This window comes from Falsiroseomonas sp. HW251 (assembly GCF_050563545.1).
GTDB lineage: Bacteria > Pseudomonadota > Alphaproteobacteria > Acetobacterales > Acetobacteraceae > Falsiroseomonas.
Window position 1 is genome coordinate 77,199 of sequence record NZ_JBNXUM010000006.1, and the last position, 24,994, is coordinate 102,192.

The 24,994-nt window shown below is 72.7% G+C and carries 27 protein-coding genes; 10 read left to right on the forward strand and 17 right to left on the reverse strand.

The genetic code is table 11. The features are described from left to right. Positions 1–52 precede the first annotated feature (52 nt). From ACLF3M_RS08870 to gltS, 4 genes are all read right to left on the reverse strand, one after another. Positions 53–499: a CoA-binding protein gene (locus tag ACLF3M_RS08870; RefSeq protein WP_430656543.1), complete on the reverse strand. Its 447-nt coding sequence runs from the start codon at positions 497–499 to the stop codon at positions 53–55. Positions 500–572: 73 nt separating this feature from the next. Then, positions 573–1,322: a maleate cis-trans isomerase family protein gene (locus tag ACLF3M_RS08875; protein WP_430656544.1), complete on the reverse strand. Its 750-nt coding sequence runs from the start codon at positions 1,320–1,322 to the stop codon at positions 573–575. A gap of 71 nt (positions 1,323–1,393) precedes the next feature. Next, complete coding sequence (locus ACLF3M_RS08880; protein ID WP_430656545.1) at positions 1,394–2,422, reverse strand: glycosyl transferase family 90; 1,029 nt, start codon at positions 2,420–2,422, stop codon at positions 1,394–1,396. After that, the gene (gene gltS / locus ACLF3M_RS08885) at positions 2,419–3,609 is read right to left on the reverse strand and encodes a sodium/glutamate symporter (RefSeq protein WP_430656546.1); all 1,191 of its coding nucleotides are present in this window, start codon (positions 3,607–3,609) and stop codon (positions 2,419–2,421) included. The genes ACLF3M_RS08880 and gltS overlap by 4 nt, the downstream gene beginning before the upstream one ends. Before the next feature lie 143 nt (positions 3,610–3,752). Here gltS and ACLF3M_RS08890 point away from each other — a divergent pair, with 143 nt between their 5' ends. The 5 genes from ACLF3M_RS08890 to ychF all read left to right on the forward strand — a co-directional run bounded on the left by ACLF3M_RS08890 (position 3,753) and on the right by ychF (position 8,265). Further along, positions 3,753–4,745 carry a Bug family tripartite tricarboxylate transporter substrate binding protein gene (locus ACLF3M_RS08890; RefSeq protein WP_430656547.1) on the forward strand — a complete coding sequence of 331 codons (993 nt, stop codon included), beginning with the start codon at positions 3,753–3,755 and terminating at the stop codon, positions 4,743–4,745. Between the two features lie 505 nt (positions 4,746–5,250). After that, positions 5,251–5,943 carry a 50S ribosomal protein L25/general stress protein Ctc gene (locus ACLF3M_RS08895; RefSeq protein ID WP_430656548.1) on the forward strand — a complete coding sequence of 231 codons (693 nt, stop codon included), beginning with the start codon at positions 5,251–5,253 and terminating at the stop codon, positions 5,941–5,943. 193 nt (positions 5,944–6,136) lie between these two features. Further along, positions 6,137–6,709 (forward strand): aminoacyl-tRNA hydrolase, encoded by a 573-nt coding sequence (pth, locus tag ACLF3M_RS08900; RefSeq protein WP_430656549.1) that lies wholly within the window; start codon positions 6,137–6,139, stop codon positions 6,707–6,709. 4 nt (positions 6,710–6,713) lie between these two features. Continuing rightward, positions 6,714–7,166, forward strand: coding sequence for a hypothetical protein (locus ACLF3M_RS08905; protein ID WP_430656550.1), 453 nt, complete (start codon positions 6,714–6,716; stop codon positions 7,164–7,166). 4 nt (positions 7,167–7,170) lie between these two features. After that, positions 7,171–8,265 (forward strand): redox-regulated ATPase YchF, encoded by a 1,095-nt coding sequence (gene ychF, locus ACLF3M_RS08910; RefSeq protein WP_430656551.1) that lies wholly within the window; start codon positions 7,171–7,173, stop codon positions 8,263–8,265. A 7-nt stretch (positions 8,266–8,272) separates the two neighbouring features. Here ychF and ACLF3M_RS08915 read toward each other — a convergent pair whose 3' ends face one another. From ACLF3M_RS08915 to ACLF3M_RS08930, 4 genes are read right to left on the reverse strand one after another with little or no spacing between them, the layout of a single operon-like run. Then, positions 8,273–10,099: a hypothetical protein gene (locus ACLF3M_RS08915; protein ID WP_430656552.1), complete on the reverse strand. Its 1,827-nt coding sequence runs from the start codon at positions 10,097–10,099 to the stop codon at positions 8,273–8,275. Further along, a complete protein-coding gene (locus tag ACLF3M_RS08920; RefSeq protein ID WP_430656553.1) occupies positions 10,096–10,662 on the reverse strand; it encodes a histidine phosphatase family protein in 567 nt (188 codons plus the stop codon). Before ACLF3M_RS08920 ends, ACLF3M_RS08915 begins: the two co-directional genes overlap by 4 nt. Next, the gene (locus ACLF3M_RS08925; protein WP_430656554.1) at positions 10,662–11,303 is read right to left on the reverse strand and encodes a glutathione S-transferase family protein; all 642 of its coding nucleotides are present in this window, start codon (positions 11,301–11,303) and stop codon (positions 10,662–10,664) included. The genes ACLF3M_RS08920 and ACLF3M_RS08925 overlap by 1 nt, the downstream gene beginning before the upstream one ends. Continuing rightward, positions 11,300–11,923, reverse strand: coding sequence for a glutathione S-transferase family protein (locus ACLF3M_RS08930; protein ID WP_430656555.1), 624 nt, complete (start codon positions 11,921–11,923; stop codon positions 11,300–11,302). Before ACLF3M_RS08930 ends, ACLF3M_RS08925 begins: the two co-directional genes overlap by 4 nt. A 182-nt stretch (positions 11,924–12,105) precedes the next feature. Between ACLF3M_RS08930 and ACLF3M_RS08935 the strand changes: the two genes are divergently transcribed. Further along, entirely contained in the window at positions 12,106–12,657 is a 552-nt protein-coding gene (locus tag ACLF3M_RS08935) for a YSC84-related protein (RefSeq protein WP_430656556.1), read from the forward strand. A 133-nt stretch (positions 12,658–12,790) separates the two neighbouring features. Here the strand turns inward: ACLF3M_RS08935 and ACLF3M_RS08940 are convergent, their stop codons facing one another. From ACLF3M_RS08940 to ACLF3M_RS08975, 8 genes are all read right to left on the reverse strand, one after another. Further along, positions 12,791–13,693 (reverse strand): lipid A biosynthesis lauroyl acyltransferase, encoded by a 903-nt coding sequence (locus tag ACLF3M_RS08940; protein WP_430656557.1) that lies wholly within the window; start codon positions 13,691–13,693, stop codon positions 12,791–12,793. Between the two features lie 116 nt (positions 13,694–13,809). Continuing rightward, a complete protein-coding gene (locus ACLF3M_RS08945) occupies positions 13,810–14,832 on the reverse strand; it encodes a zinc-binding dehydrogenase (RefSeq protein WP_430656558.1) in 1,023 nt (340 codons plus the stop codon). Continuing rightward, positions 14,829–16,088: a beta-ketoacyl synthase N-terminal-like domain-containing protein gene (locus tag ACLF3M_RS08950; protein WP_430656559.1), complete on the reverse strand. Its 1,260-nt coding sequence runs from the start codon at positions 16,086–16,088 to the stop codon at positions 14,829–14,831. The genes ACLF3M_RS08945 and ACLF3M_RS08950 overlap by 4 nt, the downstream gene beginning before the upstream one ends. After that, a complete protein-coding gene (locus ACLF3M_RS08955) occupies positions 16,085–17,287 on the reverse strand; it encodes a beta-ketoacyl-ACP synthase (RefSeq protein ID WP_430656560.1) in 1,203 nt (400 codons plus the stop codon). The genes ACLF3M_RS08950 and ACLF3M_RS08955 overlap by 4 nt, the downstream gene beginning before the upstream one ends. 3 nt (positions 17,288–17,290) lie before the next feature. Further along, a complete protein-coding gene (locus tag ACLF3M_RS08960; protein WP_430656561.1) occupies positions 17,291–17,746 on the reverse strand; it encodes a 3-hydroxyacyl-ACP dehydratase FabZ family protein in 456 nt (151 codons plus the stop codon). Positions 17,747–17,767: 21 nt separating this feature from the next. Beyond that, entirely contained in the window at positions 17,768–18,052 is a 285-nt protein-coding gene (locus ACLF3M_RS08965; RefSeq protein ID WP_430656562.1) for an acyl carrier protein, read from the reverse strand. Between the two features lie 127 nt (positions 18,053–18,179). Then, positions 18,180–18,890, reverse strand: a complete 711-nt coding sequence (locus ACLF3M_RS08970) for a hypothetical protein (protein WP_430656563.1) — start codon at positions 18,888–18,890, stop codon at positions 18,180–18,182. Next, the gene (locus ACLF3M_RS08975) at positions 18,887–19,057 is read right to left on the reverse strand and encodes a hypothetical protein (RefSeq protein ID WP_430656564.1); all 171 of its coding nucleotides are present in this window, start codon (positions 19,055–19,057) and stop codon (positions 18,887–18,889) included. The genes ACLF3M_RS08970 and ACLF3M_RS08975 overlap by 4 nt, the downstream gene beginning before the upstream one ends. 191 nt (positions 19,058–19,248) lie before the next feature. On the opposite strand from ACLF3M_RS08975, the gene ACLF3M_RS08980 reads away from it, so the two are divergent. Continuing rightward, on the forward strand, positions 19,249–20,406 hold the full coding sequence (locus ACLF3M_RS08980) for a helix-turn-helix transcriptional regulator (protein ID WP_430656565.1): 1,158 nt from the start codon (positions 19,249–19,251) through the stop codon (positions 20,404–20,406). A 214-nt stretch (positions 20,407–20,620) separates the two neighbouring features. On the opposite strand, the gene ACLF3M_RS08985 is transcribed toward ACLF3M_RS08980, so the two are convergent. Continuing rightward, a complete protein-coding gene (locus tag ACLF3M_RS08985) occupies positions 20,621–21,598 on the reverse strand; it encodes a Bug family tripartite tricarboxylate transporter substrate binding protein (protein WP_430656566.1) in 978 nt (325 codons plus the stop codon). A 126-nt stretch (positions 21,599–21,724) separates the two neighbouring features. Here ACLF3M_RS08985 and ACLF3M_RS08990 point away from each other — a divergent pair, with 126 nt between their 5' ends. The 3 genes from ACLF3M_RS08990 to ACLF3M_RS09000 all read left to right on the forward strand — a co-directional run bounded on the left by ACLF3M_RS08990 (position 21,725) and on the right by ACLF3M_RS09000 (position 24,993). Continuing rightward, the gene (locus ACLF3M_RS08990; RefSeq protein WP_430656567.1) at positions 21,725–22,732 is read left to right on the forward strand and encodes an aldo/keto reductase; all 1,008 of its coding nucleotides are present in this window, start codon (positions 21,725–21,727) and stop codon (positions 22,730–22,732) included. Positions 22,733–22,842: 110 nt separating this feature from the next. Next, positions 22,843–24,033: an ABC transporter substrate-binding protein gene (locus ACLF3M_RS08995; RefSeq protein WP_430656568.1), complete on the forward strand. Its 1,191-nt coding sequence runs from the start codon at positions 22,843–22,845 to the stop codon at positions 24,031–24,033. Positions 24,034–24,123: 90 nt separating this feature from the next. After that, a complete protein-coding gene (locus ACLF3M_RS09000) occupies positions 24,124–24,993 on the forward strand; it encodes a branched-chain amino acid ABC transporter permease (RefSeq protein WP_430656569.1) in 870 nt (289 codons plus the stop codon). Position 24,994 lies beyond the last annotated feature (1 nt).

Below are 24,994 nucleotides of genomic sequence, written 5' to 3' on the forward strand. Positions count from 1 at the left end.
CACCTTACCGGAAATTCATGCTCCGCCGATGTGGCCCAGGGCCGGGCCGATTTCAAGCGTCGTCTGCGTGACGGTCGGTGACCCGCCCGCTCAGCCCGAGGCGCGGCCATTCGATGGCGGGGCAGCGGTCCATCACGACGACGAGACCGGCCGCGCGGGTGCGCGCCGCCGCGTCCTCGTCCACCACGCCGAGCTGCAGCCAGACCGATCGCGCGCCGAGACGGACCGCCTCGTCCATCACGGCGCCGGCTTCGGTCGAGCGGCGGAAGACGTCCACCATGTCGAGCGGCCCGGCCGCCTCGAGGTTCGCCACGACGGTGCGGCCGTGGATCTCCCTCCCCGCGATCTGCGGGTTGACGGGGATGGCGTCGTAGCCGCGGGCGAGGAGGAAGGCGAAGACGCCGTTGCTCGGGCGCCCCGGCCGGTCGGAGGCACCGACCACTGCGATGCGGCGCGTGGTCAACAGCAGGTCGCGGATCGCGGCGTCGGTCGTATCCATGCGCCTCCCCAAAGCGCGGCCGCGGCCGCCGTTCCACGCGGGGGCCACCTGGCCCAGGGGCGGGAGACGACCATCAGAACCTCTCGAGCAGCGTCCCGCAGCCCTCGACCTTGTCCTCGATCCCCCGCGTGCGCAGCGCGTGCCAGTAGGTCGCGGTGTTGATCGCGATGACGGGCTTGCCGAGCCACATCTCCGCCATCGCGGCGAGCCGCACCATCGAGAGGTTGGTGCCGACCTGCACGATCGCGTCCACGTCATCACCGTCGAGCCGCTTGATCGCCTCGACGCATTCCGCGGAGGTGGTCTCCGCGATCGCGATCCAGCTCGTGCGCTGCAGCGCGATGTCGCGCAGGACGGAGAAGCCCATGTCGGTGAAGTAGCGCGCGACCTCGATGTTCATGCTGGGCCAGTAGGGCGACAGCACGGCGATCCGCTTCACCCCGCCATGCGCGTTCAGCGCCGCGGTGCAGGCATGGCTGCCGACGCTGATCTTGAGGCCGGAGAACTCCTCGACCTGCTTCACGAAGCGATCGGCACCCTTGGCGCCGTCGAAGAAGGTGACGGCCGACATGCCCATCACGAGGTGATCGGGCTGGCAGGTCATCACCGACTTCACGGCATCCAGCGTGTTTCCCGCGATGACTTCCGCGCCGGCGCGGAAGGTCTCGTTGGAGATGGCGGCGGCGTTGGGGGTGAAGATGCGGCTGTAGTGGTTGGTGACACCCGCCGGGCGCATCTTGTCGAAATCGGGCTGCACGATGGTGTTGGTCGAGGGTCCCATCACACCGAACTTGCACCGCCAGCCCTGCATGTCCTTGCTCATCGTCGGCCTCCGCCTGCCTTGCGGCGCCAGAGTGCCACGCCCGGCGCGGTGCGCCAGAGGGGCCGGGCAGGTCAGCCCGGCCGCAGCGCGGCGCGCAGCGCGTCGAGCGTCAGGGCCGGCAGCGCCTCCAGCAGCCCTGCCATCAGCTCATGGCCGGCCTGGGCGATGCGCGCGGCCTGGTCCGTGTTGGCCAGCGCCCATTCCGCGCGCTCCCGCAGGTCGCCGAGGTCGGCGGCGACCGGGACGTAATGCGTCCAGGGCTTCAGCATCGGATAGTAGAAGAGCTCGCGGCCATGCGCGACGCGCAGCACCAGCGTCCCCTCGAGGTAGCGCGCGTAGCTGCCCCAGGCAGCGGCATGGCCGGCCAGATCGAGCGTCATGCGGTGGCGCGCGAACTCCGCCTGCGGCACGCGCGGGCCGGAGAGGTCGCGCGCGGCGAGCCAGGCCTCGGCCTCCGGCACGAGGGCGGGCGCGGCGGTGACCTCCACCACGCGGCAATCCGCGTGCTCGGCCAGCTGCTCCCGCGCCAGCAGGCAGGCCCGCACGCGCGGATTGGTTGCGAGGTCGTCCAGGCTCCGGATGACGCCGCCGGTGGTCGCGCCGCGCCAGAACAGCACGGGGCGGCGGGACGTGAACTCGGCGGCCGCCGCGGCGGGATCGCGCTGCGGCACCGGCCTGGCGCTGCGGACATGGCGCAGCAGATAGAGGTCGGGCAGCAACGGCCAATCGCTGCCGGCCGGGCGGTCGAAGCAGAGCCCGTCGCGCCCGCCGACATCGTCCACGTTCAGCCGCAGCCGCGCCGGCCGCTCCTGCGCTTCGTGCAGCGCCGCCAGCGCCGGGCCCAGCGCGTCCAGGCTGCGCGCCAGGCGGCCCATCACGTGCAGCGCGCGGCGCGGCGGGGCGGCCGCCAGCCGCGCCGACGCCGCGAGCCCGATGCGCGGCCGCCCCGGCAGGAAGCGGAGCACGAAGTCGCAATCCGAGGCGGATGCGCGGAAGCCCTCGAAGCGGAAGGCATCGAGCGCGGCGGCGCGCTTCTCCACCGGCCGCAGCCGCTCAACCAGCTCGGTCCAGCGCGGCGTGCGCGGGGCCGACGCCGTCAAGGCGCGAAGAGCGGCAGCGACAGCGCGCCGGACAGCAGGACGGCATTCATGAGGTCGATGAAGAAGGCGCCGGTCAGCGGCACCACCAGGAAGGCGACCGGCGCCGGGCCGTGTCGCCCGACGACCGCTTGCATGTTGGCGATCGCGGTGGCCGTCGCGCCGAGCGCGAAGCCGTAGAAGCCCGCGCTGATCACCACCGCCTCGTAGTTCCGCCCCATCACGCGCCAGACCACCACTGCCGCATAGACCGCGGCAAGCGCGGCCTGCGCGGCCAGGATCAGCATCAGCGGCCCCGCGAGGTCGGCCAGCTCCCAGAGCTGCACCGCGCTCATCGCCATCGCCAGGAACAGCGCGAGCGCGATGCCGCCGAGCAGGTCGATCGCGCCGTCATCCACCGGCAGCCCGACAGCCGGCGCGATCAGGTTGCGCACCAGCACGCCGCAGAACAGGCACCACACGAAATCCGGCAGCCGGATCGGCCAGGCCGCGGTCGCCGCCGCCAGCGCGCTGCCCGCCACGATGCAGAAGGCGATCAGCGCGACCGTGACCACCGCCGCGTCGGTCGAGACCGGCGCGGGCACCGCGGCCCCCGCCGCGGTCTCGCCGGGGCCGACGGCGTCCCGCGTGCCCGTGCGGCGCAGCAGGTATTGCGCGACGGGGCCGGCCAGCACGCCGCCTGCGACCAGGCCGACCGTCGCCGCGGCCATCGCGACCTCCGCCGCGCCGGTCAGCTCGTGGGTCTCGGTGAAGATGCGGGCATAGGCCGCGCCGGTGCCGTGCCCGCCGACCAGCGTGATGGAGCCGCCGAGGAGGCCCATCAGCGGATGCTGGTCCAGCAGCAGAGCCAGCGCGGTGCCGACGATGTTCTGCAGCGCCAGATAGGGCCCGACCACCAGCAGGAAGATGACGAGCTTCGGCCCGCCCGCCTTCAGCCGGCCGAGATCGGCCGCGAGCCCCACGGTCGCGAAGAAGGCCAGCAGCAGCGGGCCGCGCAGCGCGACGCTGACCTCGAAGGCGAAGCCGGTCGTGGCGTGCAGCAGCGTCGCCAGCAACGCGAAGGCGAGCCCGCCGGTGATGGGCTGGGGGATGTTGTAGCGCGCCAGCACGCCGACGCGGCGGTTCAGCGCGCGGCCCACCAGCAGGATCGCCGCGGCGAGCGCCAGCGATTGCAGCGGGTCCAGGCTCATCCGCGCGTCGTCTCCGCCTTGGCGCGGGGCAGCATCGCGCCCCGCGCGCGCCGCGGCAACCGCGCGGCGCCGCGGCTGCCGCCGGGGCGGTGCCCTTGCATCGGCCGGGGTGGCGAACCAGTGTGCGCGCAGCCCAGGAGACCATGACGATGCGTCCCACGGAGTTGCCGCGCCGCGCGGTGCTCGGCCTTGCCGCCGCCATGCTCGCCCGCCCGGCGCCGGCGCAGTCGCCTGCCGGCGACTACCCCAACCGGCCGATCCGCTGGATCAACCCGGGCCCGGCCGGCGGCGCCGGCGACGTGCTGTCGCGCCTGGTCGCCGACCGCATGTCGGCCCGGCTCGGCCAGCCCGTGGTGGTGGACAGCCGCCCCGGCGCCGGCACCAACATCGGGATGACCGTCGTCGCCCGTGCCGCGCCGGACGGCTACACCGTGGGGCTCGCCTCCATCGCGGCGAACGCCGCGAACAAGTGGCTCTACCGCAACATGCAGTTCGACCCCGAGAAGGACTTCGCGGCGGTCGGCATGATCGCGCTGGTGCCGAACATCGTGGTGATCCCGCCCGCCATCCCGGCGCAGAACCTGCAGCAGTTCATCGCCTGGGCGCGGGGGCAGAACCGCCCGATCAACTTCGGCTCGGTCGGCGCCGGCTCCTCCCAGCACCTGGCGGGCAGCCAGTTCCAGATGATCACGGGGCTGCCGATGCAGCACCTGCCCTATACGAACAGCGGCCAGATGAACACCGACCTCATCGAGGGCCGGATCGACATGCTGTTCCAGTCCATCTCGGCGGTGACGCAGATGGCGCAGACCGGGCGGATGCGGCCCGTTGCGGTCAGCGGGGCGGAGCGTGTCGCCGCCTTCCCTGACCTGCCGACCATGCGCGAGCAGGGGGTGGAGATCGTCTCGACGGGCTGGTTCGGCCTCTGCACCCCGGCCGGGGTGCCGGACGCCATCCTGAACCGGCTGGAGGCCGACCTGCTCGCCTCGATCGAGGAGCCGGCGCTGCGCGAACGGATCCTGGCCGGCGGGTCCATCCCGGTGCGGATGGGCCGGGCCGACTTCGCCCGCTTCATGCAGGAGGAGAGCGACCGCTGGAAGGTCGTGATCCAGGCGGTGGGCGCGACGGCGGACTGAGGCTTCCGGGCCCAACTTCGTGATGCCGGTGCGCCACCAGGCCGGGGTGCGCGACTGGGCGGCCGTGCACGGTCGGACGGCGATCACGCTGCGCTCCCTCCTCGGCCAGCGGCACGATGCCTGGAACCTGATCGTCGTGGCGAACGAGGGCACGGCGCTGCCCCCTTTGCCGGACCGGGCGCGCCTGGTGCGGGTGGACTTCGCCCATGCGCCGCTGCCGCCCCGGCACCGCACCCCGGTCTTCAACGCCGCGGTGCGCGCCGACAAGGGCGGGCGCATCCTGGCCGGGCTGCTCGCCGGGAGCCATGGAAGCCGAGTTCTTCAACGGGCCGGCCGGATAGGGGCAGGCCCGCGCCCCCGGGCGCCCTTGCCCTCCGGCTCCGCATCCGCTAACAGCCGCGCCGCGCCGGCACCCCTGGAGGCCGGCTGTTTGCGTTCGCGGCGATCCTGCCGCGCGGGCAAAGCACACATCTCGCAATGCAGTTTTCGCATAAGGAGCCTGGCGATGGTCCAGACTGTTCGGATCGAGGCCGTGGCGCGCGAGCGTGCCGGTAAGGGGGCGGCGCGCGCGACCCGGCGTGGGGGACTTGTCCCCGCTGTCGTCTACGGGGCGAAGCAGGAGGCGACGCTGATCGCCCTGGATCCCCGCGACGTCATGAAGGAACTGACGAAGGGCGGCTGGCAGTCGCACCTGTTCGAGGTCGCCGTGAAGGACGGCCCGACGGAGCGCAGCATCATGCGCGACGTGCAGTTCGACCCGGTCACCGACCGGCCCATCCATGTGGACTTCCAGCGCGTCGCGCCGGGTGCGCGCATCCGCGTGCGCGTCCCCGTGGTCTTCCTGGGTGAGGACAGCTGCCCGGGCCTGAAAGCCGGCGGCGTCCTGAACGTCGTCCGCCGTGAGGTCGAGGTGATGGCCGAGACCGACCGCGTCCCCGAGAGCTTCGAGATCGACCTGTCCGAGGCCAAGATCGGCGACGGCCTGCGCTGGTCGGCGGTGAAGGACAATTTTGGCGCCCGTCCCGTGATCGCCGGCCGCGACTTCATGGTGGCCTCGATCGCCGCCCCGACGACCGAGGCGGAAGCGGCGCCGGCCGCCGCCGCGGCGCCTGCCGCGCCGGAGCCGGCGAAGGGCAAGGGCAAGGCGGCCGCCAAGCCCGCCGCCGCAGCGCCGGCCGCGCCGGCGAAGAAGAAGTAGGGGGCCCGCAGCCCCCGCTGCGACCCTCCCCCGCTTCAGAACCTCCCTCCCCCGCAAGCGGGGGAGGGATGGGGTGGGGGTGCTTCGTTCAGCGAGCCCGTTTCCTCGCACCCCCACCCTGCCCATCCCCCGCAAGCGGGAGAGGGAACGAGGTGCGGGGGAGGGGACGCCCGCCCCACAGGGAGTCCACCCCATGCTGCTATGGGTTGGCCTCGGCAATCCGGGGCCGGAACACGCCCGCCAGCGCCACAACATCGGCTTCATGGCGCTCGACGCGATCGCGCGCCGGCACGGCTTCTCGCCCTGGCGCAAGCGCTACAAGGGCGAGGTCGCGGAAGGCGCGGTGGGCGGCGTGAAGGTCCTGGCGCTCAAGCCCATGACCTACATGAACGGCTCCGGCGACGCCGTGCAGCAGGCCGCGGGCTTCCACAAGATCAGGCCGGCCGACATCTGGGCGTTCCATGACGAGCTCGACCTGGCGCCGGGCAAGGTGCGGGTGAAGAAGGGCGGCGGCACCGCCGGCCACAACGGCCTGCGCGACATGCAGCGCGCGCTCGCGACGGCGGATTTCGGGCGCGTGCGGCTCGGCATCGGCCACCCCGGCCACCGCGACGCCGTGACCGGCCATGTGCTCGGCAACTTCGCGAAGGTGGACACCTGGGTGGGACCCCTGCTGGATGCGGTGGCCGATGCCGCGCCGATGCTGGCCGCCGGCAAGCCCGAGGACTTCATGACGCGCGTTGCGCTGCTGACGCAGGAGAGCTGAGGCGATGAGCGACGACATGTTCTCCGACAGCTTCGGCGACCTCCAGCACGGGCCCGGGCCCGAGGATTTCGCCAACGCCGCCGCCGCGCTGGCTGCGGGCATGGTGCGGGAAGCCCAGGCGCTCGCGACCTCCGCCGCCGCGCTGCGCGCCGCGTCCCAGCCTGGCCCCGACGGCGCCGCCGATGTGCGGCGCCTGCGCCTCGCGACCCAGGCCGCCGGCGAGGCCGCGCTGCGCGCCGCGCTGGCGCTGGATGCCGCGACGCTGATCGGCGAGCCGCGCCCGGCGCAGGAGACCGCGCCGAAGCTGGCCTATGCCGCCAGGCGCGCCGGCCTGCCCCCCGCGACGCTCGCGCCGCTGCTGCGCGCCGCCGCGCTCGACTTCCGCACCGACGACGCGGCGGCGCGGATCGCCGCGACCACGCTCGCCGCCGAGATCTGCGCGGCGCTGAAGGAATAGGACCATGGGTTTCAACTGCGGCATCGTGGGCCTGCCGAATGTCGGCAAGTCCACGCTCTTCAACGCGCTGACGCAGACCGCCGCCGCGCAGGCCGCGAACTACCCGTTCTGCACGATCGAGCCGAATGTCGGCCGCGTCGCGGTGCCCGACCCGCGGCTCGAGATCCTCTCGAAGATCGGCAAGTCCGCGAAAGTCGTCCCGACCAGCCTGGAATTCGTCGATATCGCGGGCCTGGTGCGCGGCGCGTCGAAGGGCGAGGGGCTCGGCAACCAGTTCCTGGCGAACATCCGCGAGGTGGACGCGATCATCCACGTCCTGCGCTGCTTCGAGGACGGCGACATCACCCATGTCGAGGGGAGCGTGGATCCCGTGCGCGACGCCGAGACCGTCGAGACCGAGCTCATGCTCGCCGACCTCGACAGCCTGGAGAAGCGCGCGCTGGGCCTGGTGAAGCGCGCCCGTGGCGGCGACAAGGAAGCGATCGGGCAGATGGCGCTGATCGAGCCGCTAAAGGCCGCGCTGGAAGCCGGCAGGCCCGCGCGCACCGCGGTGCCGAAGGGCGAGGAAGCCGCGGCCGGGCGGCTGCAGCTCATGACGACCAAGCCCGTGCTCTATGTCTGCAACGTCGAGGAAGCCTCGGCCGCGACGGGCAACGCGCACAGCGCCGCCGTGCAGGCGATGGCTAAGGCCGAGGGTGCGTCGGCCGTGATCGTCTCCGCCGCCATCGAGGCCGAGATCAGCCAGATGCCGGAAGCCGACCGCTCGGAGTTCCTGGCCTCCCTCGGGCTCGAGGACAGCGGGCTCGACCGCATCATCCGCGCGGGCTACGCGCTGCTCGGGCTGATCACCTACTTCACCGTGGGGCCGAAGGAGACGCGGGCCTGGACGATCACCAGGGGCACCAAGGCGCCGGGTGCGGCGGGCGTGATCCATGGCGACTTCGAGCGCGGCTTCATCGCGGCCGAGACCATCGCCTCTGACGATTATGTCGCGCTGGGCGGCGAGGCCGGTGCGAAGGACGCGGGGAAGATGCGTGTCGAGGGCAAGGAATACGTGGTGAAGGACGGCGACGTCCTGCTGTTCCGCTTCAACGTCTGACCGCGGGTCAGGGCGCCGCTGCTTCCGGCCTCACAGCGAACAGGCGGTAGAGGTTCTCGGAGACCTCCTCGGGGATCGCGACGGGTTCTAGCCACGCCGGCACGTCGCCCGCGATCAGGCGCGTGCGCAGGTCGCGCCCACCGGGGTCCCGCTCCGCCATCTCCGCCGTGCAGACCAGCACCAGCGAAACCTGCCGGCGCGCCACGATCTCCCGCGTCACGCCCTCGTCGGCGCCGAAGGCGAGGTGCAGGTCGCGCAGCGCCGCGCCGGCCTGGTGATATGGCGCGCCGACCACGCGCAGGCCGCTGAAATAGGCCAGGGCCGGCCCGACATTCAGGTCGTCGGCCAGGATCACCGGCCCGTCCCAGGCGGCCTTGCCGTGCACCGGCGGCACGCCGGTCGCCAGCCAGCGCGCGACCGCCACGGGATCGCAATCGCGGATCGCCACGGCCTGGCCGCTGCCGCCGAAGCTCGGCAGGAAGATCGCCAGTGCGGTGGAGGCGACCAGCGCCGGCACGCGGGCCAGCGGCCCGTAGGGGCTGGCCAGCTGGACCACCATCGGCACCAGCCCCGACGCCGCGATCGCGACCGGGGCGGCGAGGTCGAGCGCGAAGCGCCGTGCGGAGATGGTCGCGGCCAGGCAGCCCAGCATGGCGAGCGCGACGACCAGCATCGGCGCCCGGTAGTGCGGGCCCAGCGCCTCTCTGCCCAGCAGCAGGCCGAGCAGCAGCGCGAGCGTGGCGGGGATGACGCCGCCGGCCAGCAGCAACGCGTCGCGCCAGGCCGCGACGCTGTCGAAGCGCAGCGGCTGCATCTCCTGGACCGCCGCGACGAAGGCGGCGCCATAGGCGCCGTCGGCCGAGGCGGTCGCGCCCGCGATGAGCTGCGGCCAGGCCAGCAGCAGCGTGCCCGCGCCGAGCGCGGCGAGCGCGCCGCCCGCGGCCGCGCGCGCCGGCGGGCGCATCGGCGGCAGCCGCTCCACCGCGGCGAAGACCGCGGCGATGACCAGCCCGAGGGCGAGGTGATGGATCGAGATGCGGTCGGGCTGCGCCTGCAGCAGGGCCGATGGCGCCCGCTCGATCGGCAGCGCGACCGCGATCGCGAGCGCCATGCCGAGCGCGATCCGCATGCCCTGCCGCGCCGCGTCGCGCTGGCCCGACAGCCAGAGCAGGCCGAAGGCCGCCAGCACCGGCATGCCGATCAGCAGCACTTCCGGCAGCACCCAGACGCCAAGGCCGAGCACGATCCCCGCCTTCCAGGCGGCTCCTGCGCTTCCGCGCGCGGCGCGCAGCGCGAAGCCCAGCGTCGCCACGCCGGCCAGCAGGATCAGCGTGTGGTGGTCGGCGCGGCCGAAGATGGAATAGCTGAAGGGGCTCGGCGTCGTCAGCAGGATCAGGCCGGCGAACCAGCACCAGCGGCGCGGCCACAGCCCGCGCGCGGCCCAGACCGCGACCAGGCAGGCCAGCGCGTGCTGCACCGGGCAGAGCAGCGCGCCGGCGGCCTGCAGCGCGAGTTCCGCATCGTCGCCCAGCAGCAGGGCGGGCAGCGCCGGCGCGATGATCAGCAGGTCGAGCGGCCGGCTCCAGTGCATCGGCAGCCCGTCCGGCGCATTGAGCTGCGGCAGCAGCGTCCCGTACCAGCCGTCGCCATGCCAGAGCTGCAGCACGCGCAGCATCCGCGTGTAGCTGTCGGTGTCCACCAGCGAGACGTTGTAGAGGTGGACCTGCGAGAGCGCGAGCAGCGCATGCGTTGCGATGGCGAGGACAAAGAGGCCGACCAGCCCGATGACCTCGCCGCGGCTGCCGGCTTCCTCCGCCCCCCCGGTCACGCTCACGCCGCCAGTGCGGCCGGCGCGATGCCCCAGGACGTGCCCCCATCGGCCGGCGGCTTGATGTGCATGGGCAGCGCGTTCGGCGTGCGGACATTCGGCTCGTGCCCCAGCGCGAGCCGCAGTGCGCGGAACAGCGCGCCATGCGCGACGACCAGCACCGGCGCCTGCTTCTCCGTCGCGCGGTTCACACCGCGCACGGCGCGAGCCACGAGTTCCGCGAAGCTCTCGGCGCCCGCCGGCGTGTAGGTGCCGGCGATCCAGTCGTCATACCAATCGCCCATCGGCAGGCCTTCCTGGTCTCCGAAGTTGACCTCCTGCAGGTCGGGGTCGAGCTGCACGGGCAGGCCGAGCGGCTCCGCCACGATCTCCGCCGTGCGGCGCGCCCGGATGAGCGGGGAGGAGACGACGGTCGCGATGCCGCCGGCGCGCAGCGTCAGGGCCGCGCGCTCGGCCTGCATCAGCCCGACCTTGTTGAGCGGGATGTCCGTGCGGCCCTGGGACAGGCCCTGCGCGTTCCAGTCGGTCTCGCCGTGGCGGAGGAACCAGAAGGGGCGTGGGTTCAGCATCACCCTTGCGCCTTCTCCTTCGCCATCGCGGCCGCGACGCCGGGCATCGCCGCCACGCGGCCCATCAGCGCCGTGAGATTGGCGAGGTCGGAGATGTCGAGCTTGAGGAAGCCCGCGAAGCCACCGAGCGAGGCGAGGAAGATATCCGGCGCCGAGGGCGTGTCCGTCCCGAGCAGCGTGCCGCCATTCTTCGCGATGGCCGCGTCGCCGAAGGCGAGTGCGGTGCGGCAGCGCTTCAGCGCCGCGGCGCGCACCACGGTCGCGGCCTGCTCGTCGCCGTCGGTCAGGCGCAGCGGGCCGAAGCAGGCATTGAAGTGCCGGCCCATGGACCAGTGACACCAGGCCAGCCATTCGATGCCCTTGATGCGCTTCGACGGGTCGCGCGGCAGCAGGCCGGACTCCGGCGCGGCTTCCGCGAACCACTGGATGATCGCCGGCGCCTCGGTCACGACCGTGCCGTCCGGCAGTTGCAGCGCCGGCACCTCGCCCTTCGGGTTGATCGCGAGATACTCGGGCTTCCTGTGGTCGCCCGCGCGAAGCGAGATGAAGCGGAGATCGAAAGGCACGCCGGAGACGCTGGCGACCTGGTGCGCCAGCGTTCCGGAGGTGAAGGTCGAGGTCCAGAGCGTGACGCCGGTCACAGCGCCAGCCCCTCCTGCGTCAGCGCGCGCTGCACCGCCGGCCGCGCCAGCATCGCCTTAAGATGCGCATCGAGCTTCGGCGGCAGCGTCATGCCGGACCGGCGCGTCGCCCAGTACTCCACGAAGAACAGCGCGGCGTCGGCGACCGAGTAGCCCGAGGGCAGGATCCAGGTCCCGCCGGTCCAGCTGCGTTCGATGGTGTCGAAATACTTCGCCGCGTTCGCCTTGCCGGTCTCGACCGACTTCGGGTGGTCCTCCTCGCGGAAGGCGAAGTTGGCGGGGCGGAACTGGCGGGTGAAGCCGTGCGGATGCACGGTGCCGCAGACATAGTCCATCATCTCGAGGCAGCGGACCTCGCCATCGAAATCGGTCGGGATCAGCCCGGCCTCGGGGTTGGACTTGGCCAGCCAGAAGGCGATGACCGGCCATTCCGTCAGCACCTTGCCGTCGCCGCGGTCGAGCGCCGGCACCTTCGACTTGGGGTTCACTGCCATGTAGGCCGGCTGGTACTGGGCGTTGTCCTTCAGCGCGACGAGCGAGAGCTCGTAGGGCTTGCCGATCTCCTCGAGGATGACATGGATGCCGACCGAGCACGCGTTGGGCGAGTAGAACAGCTTCACGGGTATCCTCCTGGACCGTTGCCGCCGTTGTAGGGCTGGCCGGGGGGGCTCGCCAGCCCTCCCGGCGGCGCGCCGAGGCCGACGTGACGGGGCCGCCTCCACGCCCGCCCTGCCGGGCGTCGCGGATCGTCGCGCCGGGCCAGGCCTGATGTATGGTGGCGCCGACGACCGAGGAGGAACCGATGCGGCGTAGACGAGAGATCGCCGGCCTGCTGGCGGGCGCGGGGCTGGCGGCGGTGCCGGCGGCGGCGCGCGCCGACACCAAGGCGGAGATCGATGCCGGCGTGATGGCGGCGCTGGAACGGCTGCGCCGCCTGCCGAATGCGGAGCCGCTGCTGCGGGTGTCCGTCGCGCAGCTGGTCTTCCCGCGCATCCTGTCGGGCGGCTTCATCGTCGGCGGCCAGTACGGCGAGGGCGCGCTGGTCCGCAACGGCGCGATCGAGAGCTATTACCAGATCCGCGGGCTGTCGGTCGGGCTGCTGGCCGGCGCGCAGACCGGCGGGCTCGCGATGATGTTCATGAACGAGAACGCGCTGGCGACGCTGCGCCGGAACGACGGCTGGCAGGTCGGCACGGGGCCGTCGGTGGTGGCGCTCGACATGGGTCTGCAGGCGAATGCGAGCAGCACGACGCTGACCGAGGCGGTCTACGCGATCAGCTTCAACCAGCAGGGGCTGATGGCGTCGCTATCGCTGGACGGGACGCGGATCACGGCGTTCACGCCGAATTCGTAGCCCTCAGGCGCCGGGCTCCGCCTCCGGCGCGCGACGCATGCGTCGCGGGCATTCGCGCATGCGCGGCGCGCCTTCGCGCGCTCGGCCCGCCTGAAGGGCGGCGGGCCGCCTGCGCCTGGCGACTGGCACCACGCTACATCCGCCAGCGCCGGTGCTGCCAGAGCCACTGGCCGGGATGCTCACGGATCCAGGCCTCGATGATGTCGTTGACCTGCTGGGTCGCGGCATCCACGTCCACCTGGCCGTTCGCGCCGCGCTTCAGTTCGATCGCGTCGGTCAGTTCCAGCCGGAAGCGGTTGCCCGGCAGCCGGATCGCGCGGGCGCCATGCACCGGGCAGTCGAAGCGCCGCGCGAGCCGCGCGAGCAGCGGATTGGCCGTCGCGGTGCGGCCGAGGAAGCGGATCTTCGGGCCGCGCCCGAAGCGCTGGTCCACCAGCATGCCGAGATGCAGCCCGGCATCCAGCGCCTCCATCATGCGCAGCGGCGCAGACAGCCCGGCCGGGATCAGCTCCCCCATCACGTCCTTGCGCATGCGCACGATGTCGCGCGCGATCGCCTGGTTGTTGGGCGTGCGGTAGAGCGCGGCGGAGGGCAGGTCGTAGGCGCGCGCCGCGACCGCCGGCAGTTCCCAGTTCGCGAGGTGGGCGGCGAAGAAGATGGCGGGCTTGCCGTCCTCGCGCAGCGCGACGAAGCGCGCGATGTCGGCCTCGGAGATTTCGATGCGGCCGGCGCGCGGGTTCTCGTGATCGTAGTCGAAGAGCGTGCCCATGTGGACGTATTCGCAGGCGGTGCGGCCGAGGTTCTCCCAGCTCTCGCGCAGGATCGCGGCGCGGTCGGCGGCGGACTTCTCGGGGAAGGCGGCGTCGATGTTGTCTCGCGCAATGCGATGGGCCGGAGTGAGCGGCCCGAGCAGGCGGGCGGCGGCGGCGCCGATATCCGACGCGCGGTCGGGGCCGAGCGCACGCACGAGCGCGAAGCCGCCGCGCACCAGGGCGGCGAGGGCTTCGTCGGCGAGGGTGCGGAGCGTGCGGGGCATCGGGGCGTCTTGCCCCCTCCCCGCCCTCCCCCGCAACCGCGGGGGACGGAGAAGAAAGGAGCGATGAGGGAAAAGCCCTCCCCCGCTGTCGCGGGGGAGGGTTGGGAGGGGGCCGTCTACAGCGTGACGACGATCTTGCCGAACACCTTGCGCGACTCCAGGCGCTCCAGGCCCTCGACGAAGCGGTCGAGCGGCACGACGGTGTCGAGCACGGGGCGGATGCCGGCCGCCATCTTCGCCACGCCATTCGCCACGTTCTCGATCCGGCAGCCGAAGCTGCCGAAGATGTGGAGCTGGCGCTGGAACAGCATCATCAGGTTGGTCTCGGCGCTGACGCCCGAGGTGGAGCCGCAGGTCACCAGCCTCCCGCCCATCCGCAGGGACAGCAGCGACGGCGCCCAGGTTGCGGCCCCCACATGCTCGAAGACGACGTCCACCCCACGCTTGTTCGTGACCCGACGCGCAACAGACGAAAAATTCTTCTCGTTGTAGTTCACGACGTGGTCGGCGCCGAGCGCCCTGGCCTTCTCGCATTTCTCGTCGTCACCGGCGGTCGCGATGACGGTGCAGCCGATCGCCTTGCAGATGCGGATCGCGGCGGAGCCGATGCCCGAGCCCGCGGCCTGGACCAGCACGGTCTCGCCGGGCTGCAGGCGGGCGTTGTCGAACAGCATGTGCTCGACCGTGCCGAAGGTGACGGTGGAACACGCCGCGTCCTCGTAGGAGACGACCTCCGGCACCTTCACCAGCAGGCGGGCCGGGACGTTGGCGACCTCCCGCGCGAAGCCGTCGATGTGGAAGCCCGCGACGCCCTGCACGTTCTCGCAGAGATTGTCGCGGCCGGCCTGGCAGGCGGGGCAGATGCCGCAGGTCCGCGCACCATAGGGCGTCGCCTTCTCGCCGACCTGCCACCCGGTGACGCCCTCACCGATCGCGACAACCTCGCCGGAGGCCTCGGCGCCGACGACGAGCGGGAGCTGGCGCTGCACGAAGGCCATGCCGCGCCAGCCCCAGACGTCGATGTGGTTCAGCGACACCGCGCGGAGGCGCAGCTGGATCTCGCCGGGACCCGGAGGCGGCGGGGCGTCGATCTCTTCCAGGCGAAGGTCGCGGTCCCCGTGAAGGCGAAGGGCTCTCATGGCGCGGGCCCCAGCACGAGGCAGACATTCTGCCCGCCGAAGCCGAAGCTGTTGGACAGCACGTTGGTCACGCGCGCTTTCCGCGCCGCGTTCGGCACCACGTCCAGCGTGATCGCGGGATCGGGCTCGTCGTGATTGATGGTGGGCGGCAGGACCTGGTCGCGGATCGCAAGCAGGCTGATCGCCGCTTCGATCGCACCCGCCGCGCTCAGCGTATGCCCGATCATGGACTTGCTGGACGAGATCGGCGGCGCGCCCTCGCCGAAGACGGCCCGCATGCCGAGCGTCTCCATCTTGTCGTTCTCCGGCGTGCCCGTGCCATGCGCGTTCACATAGGAGATGTCGGCGGGCTGCAAACCCGCATCCGCGATCGCGTTGCGCATCGCCGTGACGATCGCCTCGCCCGACGGGTTCGACCGCGTGCGGTGGAAGCTGTCGGACTTCTCCCCGCAGCCGCGCACCACGCCGAGGATCGTCGCACCGCGCGCTTTGGCGTGGTCGTAGTTCTCCAGCACCAGGCAGGCCGCGCCCTCGCTCATGACGAAGCCGTCGCGCGTCTTCTCGAAGGGGCGCGCGGCCTTCGTCGGGTCCTCGTTGCGGGTGGAGAGCGCGGAGAGCAGGGAGAAGCGGATCAGCGCCTCGGGCTGGACCGTGCCGTCGGCGCCGATGGCCAGCGCGGCCTCCGCCTCGCCGCGCCGGATCGCCTCGACGCCAAGCTGGATGGCGCTGGCGCCGGTCGCGCAGGCCGTGCTGATCGCGATCGGCGCGCCGCGCGTGCCGAAGCGGGCGGCCAACTTCTCGCCGATCACGGCGAAGGCCGCGTTCTCGTACATCGCGTCCCAGTTCGCGGCGGCGTCCACCAGCACGGGGTAGATCGGCGTCGCGGGGGCGGCGCGCTCGGCCAGGCGGAAGCGATAGGGCCACTCCGTCTCGACGGGCGGCATGCCGAGCATCAGCGGGCCGGGGAAGGCGCCCTCGATGCCTGCGCCGGCCAGCGCTTCCTGTGCCACCAGCGTGGCGTAGCGCAGCACGCGCTCGGCCGAGGTCATGGCGCCGGTGTCGAGCCCCGGCAGCGTCACCTGGCCCGCGATGGTGGTGCGGAGGTGATCGGTCGGGAAGCGCGCGATCCGCGTGATGCCGGACCTGCCCGCCAGCAGCGCCGCCCAGTTGTCGGCGATGCCGACGCCAAGCGGTGAGACGATGCCGATGCCGGTGACCGCGACGACCGGGTGCCCGGCGTGATCGAGCGTGCTCATGCCTGCTCTCCCGCAGGAATGGCGGAGAGATGCGCCAGCGCCTCGCCCCGCCAGGCCGCGAAGCCCGTGACTAGGATGTCGCGCGGCGCGCCGTCCAGCGGCGCTTCCAGCGCCTCCATCGGCGCGGGGAAGCTGCCGGCGGAAAGGCACAGCGCGGCGAGCGCGACATTGGCGGGAAAGGTCGCCTCCACGCCCCAGCCGATGCGGCTGCCGGTCGCGCGCAGCGCGATCGGGCGATAGAGCCCGCCCAGCACCTCGCGCTCCAGCACGGTCGGCGCGGCGACGCCGGTGCAGCCGGAGATCACGGGGAGCGGCCCCTCCGGCAGCCGCGGCATCAGTCGCGTCAGCGCCTGGGCCATCGCCTCCCGCCCGCTGTCCTCTTCCGTGCGGCGCGCCTGGGCCGTGACGATGGCGCCGAGCTTCGCCAGGCCCTTGGCGCCGCGCGCCTTCGCATGCGCCGCGGTCTCGAGCACCAGGAAGGCGGCCTGCGTGCCCATGATCGCGCCCGGCGCGTCCTCCCGCGACAGCACCGGCGCATAGGCCGCGCGGCGCAGCAGCCCGCCCGCGTGATACAGCAGCACCATGTCCCAGCGCTGCGCCGCGAAGGCGCCGCCGACCAGGGCGATGGGGGAACTGCCATCGGCCAGCCGCGCCGCCGCGATGCGCACGGCGTCGGCCCCGCTCTCCTCCTCGCCCATGAAGGTGCGGGACGCGCCGGTCACGCCATGCACGATGGAGATGTTGCCGGCCAGCAGGTTAGAGAGCTGCGCGAGGAACAGCGTCGGGCGCAGCCCGCCCGCCAGCATCGCGTTCAGCTTCACCGCCGCCTCCGCCGGCGGCAGCGGCGCCAGCGCCGTCAGGATGGAATCGTCGAGCGGCACGTCGCGCTCGCCGCCGCCGGCCGCGACGATCAGGTCCATGGTGGAGACCAGCCCGCGCGCGCCGGCATCGTCGATCGCGAGCCCCGCGGCATAGGTGCCGAGCCGCTGCCAGGGCTCCATCTGCCGCTGGTCGCCCTTCTTCGCGATCTGCCGGTCGAGCTCGAGCGCCGGGCCGGGATGCACGGGAAAGGGCGCGAAGCTGTCGCCGTCGGTCGCCGCCGGCGCGGTTGCGGCCAAGGCGGCGAGATGCGCCTCCCGCCCCTCGCCCGCGCAGGAGACCAGGCCGACGCCGGTGATCCAGATGTCGTTGTCGGCCATGGCTCAGCTCTGTCCGGGCAGGCCGATGCGCCTGGCGGTGTCGCGCATCATCTGTTCCAGTTCGGGGGCGGGAAAGGGCAGGATGCGGTAGGTGATCTCGGCATCCGCGATGCGCTTGCCGCCGGATTCGATCCTCGCCTCGCAGACCGCGTAGCCCGAGCCGTCATGCGTGCGCGTGGCATGCACCGTCAGCTCGGATGTCGGGCCGACGAAGCCGCGGAACTTCGCCTCCGCGACCTTGGACAGGAAGGGCATGCGCGTCAGCCCGTTCAGCGCCAGCAGCAGCCAGCCGCCGGCCTGGGCCATGGTCTCCACCATCAGCACGCCGGGCAGGATCGGGTAGCCCGGGAAATGCCCGTCGAAGACGGGGCTCGCCTCGGGCACGCTGCTGGACACGGTAATGGTCTCGCCGTCCAGCGCCACCACCCGGTCCACCATCTGGAAGTATTCGAGGCGCACGGCCCGGCCCTGCCTCGGTCGTCAGCCGCCCTTGGCGGCAACCAGTTCCTCGATGCGCTGGGCCAGGTTGCCCATGACGAAGTACTGCTCGGCCGGCGCGTTCCCCGCGTTGACTTCCTGCGTCCAGGCCTCGACCGGGACCTTGATGCCGAAGGCCTTGTCGATGGCGAAGACGATGTCGAGGAAGTCCAGGCTGTCGATGCCGAGGTCGTTGATGACATGGGCCTCGGGCGTGATCTTCTCGCGCGGGACATCGCTGTTCTCGGCGATGATCTCGGCGATGCGGTCGAAGACCGGGGAGGTCATGGGGCGGGACTCCGGGGCGACAGGCGACGCGGGGTCCGCGACGCGGCGTTTGGGGCCGCGTATTCGCGCGATCGGGCCGGCTTGTCCAGGGCAGGGGGCGCGCAGCGGCCCCGCGCCCCTCCCGCTGTCAGCGCGCCGCGAGCGCTTCCCGGCAGGCCCCGCCGGTCTCCGGCCCGGCCTGGGCGACCTGCACCGCCGGGCGTGGTGTCGGCAGCGCCCCGAGCGCGAAGGCCAGCACGTCGCAGAGCAGCGGCGCGCGCCGGTTCCATCCCTCCGACGGGTCGGGCCCCGCCCCGGCGCGGAAGACGGGCGTGCCCGGCCCGACCGAGGCGACCGCGGCGAAGCCCGGGCCGTCCTGGCCGAATGGCCCCAGCCGCGCGGGGTCGGTCGCCAGCAGCGCCGCCTCCCCGCCCAGGCCGTGCCCGATCGCGACCACCACTCCTGCCCCGGCATCCCGCCGCAGCGAGGCCAGCGCGGCGGCGAGGTCCCGCACCAGGCTCTCGGCCGTCGGCGGCGGCGGGTCGTTGCCCGACTCCTCGGAGAAGCCGCGGGCGGCATTGGCGTCCACCATCAGGACTGCCGCCCCACTGTCGAGCAGCGCGACGAGCAGCGCGTCCTTCAATGCGGGCTCCTCGGGCGGGTCGAACAGCACGACCGCCGCGGCATGGCCGGGCTGCCAGCCCGCCGGGATTTCGATGATCGCGGGGATGCCGTGCACGGCCGCGGGGTCGTCGGTCGGCAGGACCACCGCGCGGAACTGCGTGTATTCGAAGGCCGACGCCGCGCCGGCCAGGGCCAGCGCGACGGCGGCGCCGAGCAGCGATGCCGCGGCCCTCACGGCATCCCCCACATCGTCGGGCGCATCGTCCAGTCGAGGGCGGGCGCGTCGGGATAGGGCACGGCCTGGCGCGGCGTGCCCGCGGCGCTGTCCATGGCGGCGGTGGCCGCGAGCAGCAGCGTCAGCATGATGGCGACGGGCAGCATCCTGGCGTGGTGGGAGGGCATGGTGCGTTCTCCTGGACCGCACCCCCGGCAAGGGTGCGCCGGCATGCTCGCCCCGCCGCTGCCGCCGCCTCATCCTCCGTTCGGAGGACGACGGCGCGCCAGGGCGTCGTGCAGCAGCGCTTTCGGAAAACTTTCGGAGCCCGGTGCCCCGCACGCGTGATAGGGCCTGGGTCAGCCGAAGGAGGTTGGGCGTGACCGAAGCGCGGCTCCTGGACGTGACGGAAAGCATCTACGATGCGGCAGCGGGCGGGACGCCGTGGCATGCCGTCGGGCAGGGCCTGGCCGCGCTGGCCGGGGCCCGCAGCGCATCGCTGATGGTGGCCGACGGCCAGGGCGGGGCCGAACTGCTCTGCCACGCCAACATCCCCCCCGAGGCGGTCGCCGCCTATGGCAGCCGGTACCGGATGCACGACCTCTGGACGCAGCGCGCGGCGTCGCTGCTGCGCCGGTCCGGGGCGCGGCCCGCCGTGCTCACCAGCGGCAGCCTGGTGCCCGACGCCGAATTCCTGCGCAGCGAGTTCTGGAACGGCTTCGGCCGCCACTACGGGCTGCGCTACGTCGTCGGCACGGTGGTGCCGCTGGGCGAGGCCGGCAGCATGCCGCTCGGCCTGCATCGCCCGCAGGACGCCGAGCCCTTCGGCGAGGGCGAGCGCCGCCTGGTGGAGGCGGCGGTCCCGCATCTGCGCCGTGCGCTGCAGCTTCGCCATCGCCTGGCCGCGGTGCCGGCCGGCCCCGGGGCGGGGCTTGCCGCGCTCGACGGCCTGGCGAGCGGCGTGCTGGTGGTGGACGCCTCGATGCAGGTGACGCTGGCCAATGTCGCGGCGGAGGGCATGGCGGCCGCCGGCCTCGGCTTCCGCTTCCGCCGCTCGACCGGTCGGCTGACGGGCCAGGCGGCGCTGGTGCCCTGCCATCGGGCGGATGCCGCGCCGCTCGCCGCGCTGGTCGCCGCCGCGGCGGTCAAGGGGGAGGCCGGGGGCGCGATCCGGCTGCGCAGCGAGGACGGCTCGGCCGCCGTCGCCGCGCTGGTCTCGCCGCTGCCGGCGCGCATGGCGGGGGCGTCGCTGCATGCCGGCGGGCGCGTGCCCGGCCGGGCGCTGGTCCTGCTGCGGGAACTCGCGGCCCCGGCCGCGCCGCGCGCGGCGCTGCTGCGGGAGTTGTTCGGCCTGACGACGGCGGAGGCGGAGGTGGCGCGGTCGCTGGCCGGCGGCGCGACCAAGGCCGAGGTGGCGGCGGCGCGCGGCCTGCAGGAGACGACGGTGCGCACCCAGGTCCGCGCGGTGCTGGCGAAGACGGGCGCGGCGAACCTGCGGGACCTCGAGCGGATGCTGGCGGGGCTGGCGGGGGTGTAACGCGCGGCGCCGGAAGGGGCGCTGCCCCTCCCGGACCCACCCCGCCAGGGGCCGGCGGGCCCCTGGACCCGCGATCAGTTCAACGCCGAAGGCGGGGAGGGGGCCGAAGTGCCCCCTCCCCGCCTTCGGCGTTAAATTCATGGGTTCAAAGGGCCCACTGGCCCTTTGCGGGCGGGGTATCGGGGAGGGCAGCGCCCTCCCCGGGCCACCCGCGTCACCCCTCCGGCTGCACCCCCGACACCCGCACCAGCTCCTGCCAGGTCGCCCGCTGTTCCTGCATCACCCGCAGGAACTCCGCCCTCGTCGTGGGATAGGGGATGTTGCCGCCCCGCGTCAGCGTCTCGTTCAGTGCCGGCGTCGCCAGCGCGGCGTTGATCGCGGCGTTCATGCGGTCCGCGATCGTGTCCGGGATGCCCTTCGGCCCGACGACCGCGGAGAAGCTCGGCAGGTTGTAGTCGGCCACGCCCTGTTCCTGCACCGTCGGGAATTCCGGCGCGAGCGGCCAGCGGTCGGGGCTCACGACCGCCAGCGCGCGGACCTGGCCGGCGCGCACGGCGGGGATGATGCCGGAGTAGCTGTCGAAGACCAGGTCGATGTTGCCCCCGATCAGGTCCGCCATCGCCGGCGCCGCACCGCGATAGGGCACATGCGTCAGCTCCGTCCCCGTGCGCAGCATGAAGAGCACGCCGAGCATGTGGTTCGCGCCCCCCGCCCCGGCCGAGCCGTAGTTCAGCCGGCCCGGATTGGCCTTGGCGTAGGCGACCAGCTCCTGGATGTTGCGCACGGGCAGCGCGTTCTTCACGCAGACCAGGGCGGTGCCGCGGGCGAAGGTCGCGATGTGGGTGAAGTCGTCCACGCCCTCGTAGCCGGGGCTGCGGAACAGCAGCGGCGCGCCGAGGTGGCTCGACGGGCTCGACATCATGATGGTGTAGCCGTCGGGCGCGGATTGCGCGACATGCGCGGTCCCGATCGTCCCGCCCGCGCCGGCGCGGTTGTCCACTACCACCGGCACGCCCAGCGCCTCGCTCAGCACCTGCGCCTGCTGCCGGCCTGCGATGTCGCTCGCGCCGCCCGGCGGATAGGGCACGACGAGCCGGATGGGCCGGTTCGGCCAGCCTCCCGTTCCCTGCGCGAGCGCCGGTGCGGCGAGCAGCGCCGGGCCGGCGGCAAGCAGGTGGCGGCGACGGATCATGGTGAAACTCCCGGTTTCGTTCATCGCGGACTAGCAAGAACGATACCGCCACGGCGCGCAAGCGCGGGGTGGGAATTGGACGCGCGACGGCCGGGCGCGCAGACTGACGGCCAGGGAGGATCGCCGATGGATTATCGCCGTCTCGGGACCAGTGGGCTGAAGGTCTCGCCGCTTTGCCTGGGCGCCATGATGTTCGGCGGCCCGACCGACGAGGCCGAGGCCGCGCGCATCGTCGGAGCCGCGCGCGATGCCGGCGTCAACTTCATCGACACCGCGAACGCCTATGGCAACGGCGTGTCGGAGGAGGTCACCGGGCGCCTGGTGCGCGGCGCGCGGGAATGGTGGGTGGTCGCGACCAAGATCGCCAACCCCATGGGCAAGGGCCCGAACGAGCGCGGCCTGTCGCGGCGCGCCTGCTTCGACGCGGTGGAGGCCTGCCTGTCACGCCTCGGGCTGGACACCATCGACATCCTCTACCTCCACAAGGAGGATCACGAGACGCCGCTGGCCGAGACGGTGCGCGCGCTGGCCGACCTGGTGGGGCAGGGGATGATCCTGCATTTCGGGGTGTCGAACTACCGGGCCTGGCGGATCGCGGAGATCTGCCGGCTCTGCGACGAGGCAGGCATCGACCGCCCCGTCGCCAGCCAGCCGCTCTACAACCTGCTGAACCGCCAGTCCGAGGTCGAGCAGATCCCGGCGAGCGCCCATTTCGGCCTTGGCGTCGTGCCCTATTCGCCGCTGGCGCGCGGCGTGCTGACAGCGAAATACGCGTCCCAGGACGCGCCGCCGCCCGACACCCGCGCGGGGCGCGCGGACCGGCGCATGATGGAGACGGAATGGCGCCCGGACAGCCTGCGCATCGCGCAGGTGATCCGCGCGCATGCCGAGGCGCGCGGCATCACGCCGGGCCAGTTCGCCATGGCCTGGGTGCTGAACAACCGCCTGGTCACCAGTGCGATCGCGGGGCCGCGGACGCTCGGGCAATGGCAGGACTATCTCGGCGGCCTGGCCTACCGCTTCACGGCGGAGGACGAGGCGCTGGTGGACGGGCTGGTGCCGGCCGGGCATCCCTCGACGCCGGGCTACAACGATCCCGCCTACCCCGTGGAGGGCCGGCTGCCAGGAGGGTGATGCCGTTGAACCTGCACGATATTGCAGGTTGCCGCGGCGCATGAGATAGGCTTGTTGCAGGATACGATCCGGCGGGTTCACGCCGGGCGACAAGGGAAGGACCACGTTCGATGCGCGATCGCGCCATGCCCATATCGCGCCGCGGCTTCGCGGCGCTTGCCGCCGCCGGCGCCCTCGGCGGCGTCGCCCGTCCGGTCATCGCCCAGGGCGCCCCGCTGCGCGTCGGGCTGATGCTGCCCTTCTCCGGCACCTTCGCCGCGCTCGGCGAGAACATCGCGGCCGCGATCGAGCTGCACATCCAGGAACGCGGCGGCCGCTTCGGCGGGCGGCAGCTCCAGCTCATCCGCCTCGACGACGAGAGCAACCCGGCCAACGCCGTGCAGAACGTCAACCGCCTGGTCGGCCGCGACAGGGCCGAGGTGCTGATCGGCACCGTCCATTCCGGCGTGGTGATGGCGCTGGTGCAGGTCAGCCGCGAGCGCGGCATCCCGCTGATCATCCCGAACGCCGGCAACCAGGCCGCGACCGGGGAGCTCTGCGCGCCCTCGATCTTCCGCTCCTCCTTCAGCAACTGGCAGCCGGCCTATGGGATGGGGCTCTGGCTCAGCCGGAACGGCGTGAAGCGCGCGGCCTGGGTGACCTGGGACTACGCTGCCGGCAACGAATCCGGCGAAGGTTTCCGGCAGGGCCTGGCCGCGGGCGGCGCGGAGCTGGTGCGCGAGCTGAAGCTTCCCTTCCCCGAGACCAACTTCCAGCCGCTGCTGGCCCAGATCCCGGGCCTGAACCTGGATGCCGTCGGCAGCTTCTTTGCGGGCGGCGGCGCCGTGCAGTTCGTGCGCGAATACGCCGCGGCGGGGCTGAAGGACCGCATCCCGCTCTGCGGCTCCGGCTTCCTGACGGAGGGCACGCTGCAAGGCCAGGGCGCCGCGGCCGAGGGGATCAAGACCTCGCTGCACTATGGCGACGGCATCGACACCCCGAAGAACCGGAGCTTCCGGGAGGCCTTCAAGGCCCGCACGGGCCGCGATGCAGACGTCTATGCCGTGCAGGGCTACGACGCCGCGCAGATGCTGGCGGCGGGGCTGGACGGCGTGCGCGGCAACCTCGACGCCGAGCGGGAGTTCAGCCGCGCGATCCGCAGCGCCCGCATCGACAGCCCGCGCGGGCCGTTCTCGCTGTCCGCCAGCCACAATCCCATCCAGAACATGTGGCTGCGCGAGGCGAAGGGCGGGGAGAACAAGGTGATCGGCATCGCCGCGGAATCGCTGGCCGACCCGGGCACGGGCTGCCGGATGGCATGACCAAACGCGCTCCCTCCCCCCGCCCGTGATTTTCCCTCCCCCGCTAGCGGGGGAGGCGGCCGCGTATCGGGGGAGGGCGAAAGGACGCCCTTGGACCTCTCCGGCCTTCTCGCGCAGATCCTGAACGGCTTGCAGTACGGGCTGCTGCTGTTCCTGATCTCCTCCGGGCTCACGCTGATCTTCGGCGTGATGGGCGTGATCAATCTCGCGCACGGCTCGATGTTCATGATCGGCGCCTACCTCGCCTTCGTCATCGCGGGGCTGACGGGCTCGCTCTGGCTCGCGCTGCCCGCCGCGATCCTCGGCGGCATCGCGGTCGGCGCGGCGCTGGAAGCCGGGCTCTTCCGCCGCTTCTACAGGCGCGAGCACCTGGACCAGGTGCTGCTGACCTTCGCGCTGATCCTGCTGTTCGAGGAAGCGCGCTCCGCCCTGCTCGGCAACGACTTCCACGCGGTGCCGGTGCCCAAGATCCTGGACTTCTCCGTCCCCGTCACCGCCGATTTCGCCTATTCCGCCTACCGCCTCGCCGTGCTCGGCGTCTGCCTGGTGGTCGCGGCGCTGATGTTCCTCGGGATCGAGCGTACGCGCGTCGGTTCCGCCATTCGCGCGGCGGCGGAGAAGCCGGAGATGGTGGACCTGCTCGGGCTCGATGCGCGGCGCATCCACATGCTGGTCTTTGCCGCCGGCACGGCGCTGGCGATGCTGGCCGGCGCGCTCGCGGCGCCGCTGCATTCCGTCTACCCCAACATGGGCGACGGCTTCCTCATCATCTGCTTCGTGGTGGTAGTGGTGGGTGGCGTCGGGTCCATCGCCGGCGCGTTCTGGGCGGCGCTGCTGATCGGGCTGGTGGACACGCTGGGCAAGGCCTACATGCCCGGCGTCTCGGGGCTCGCGGTCTATGTGCTGATGGCGGCGGTGCTGCTCTGGCGGCCGTCCGGCCTGTTCGCGGCGGGGCGCTGAG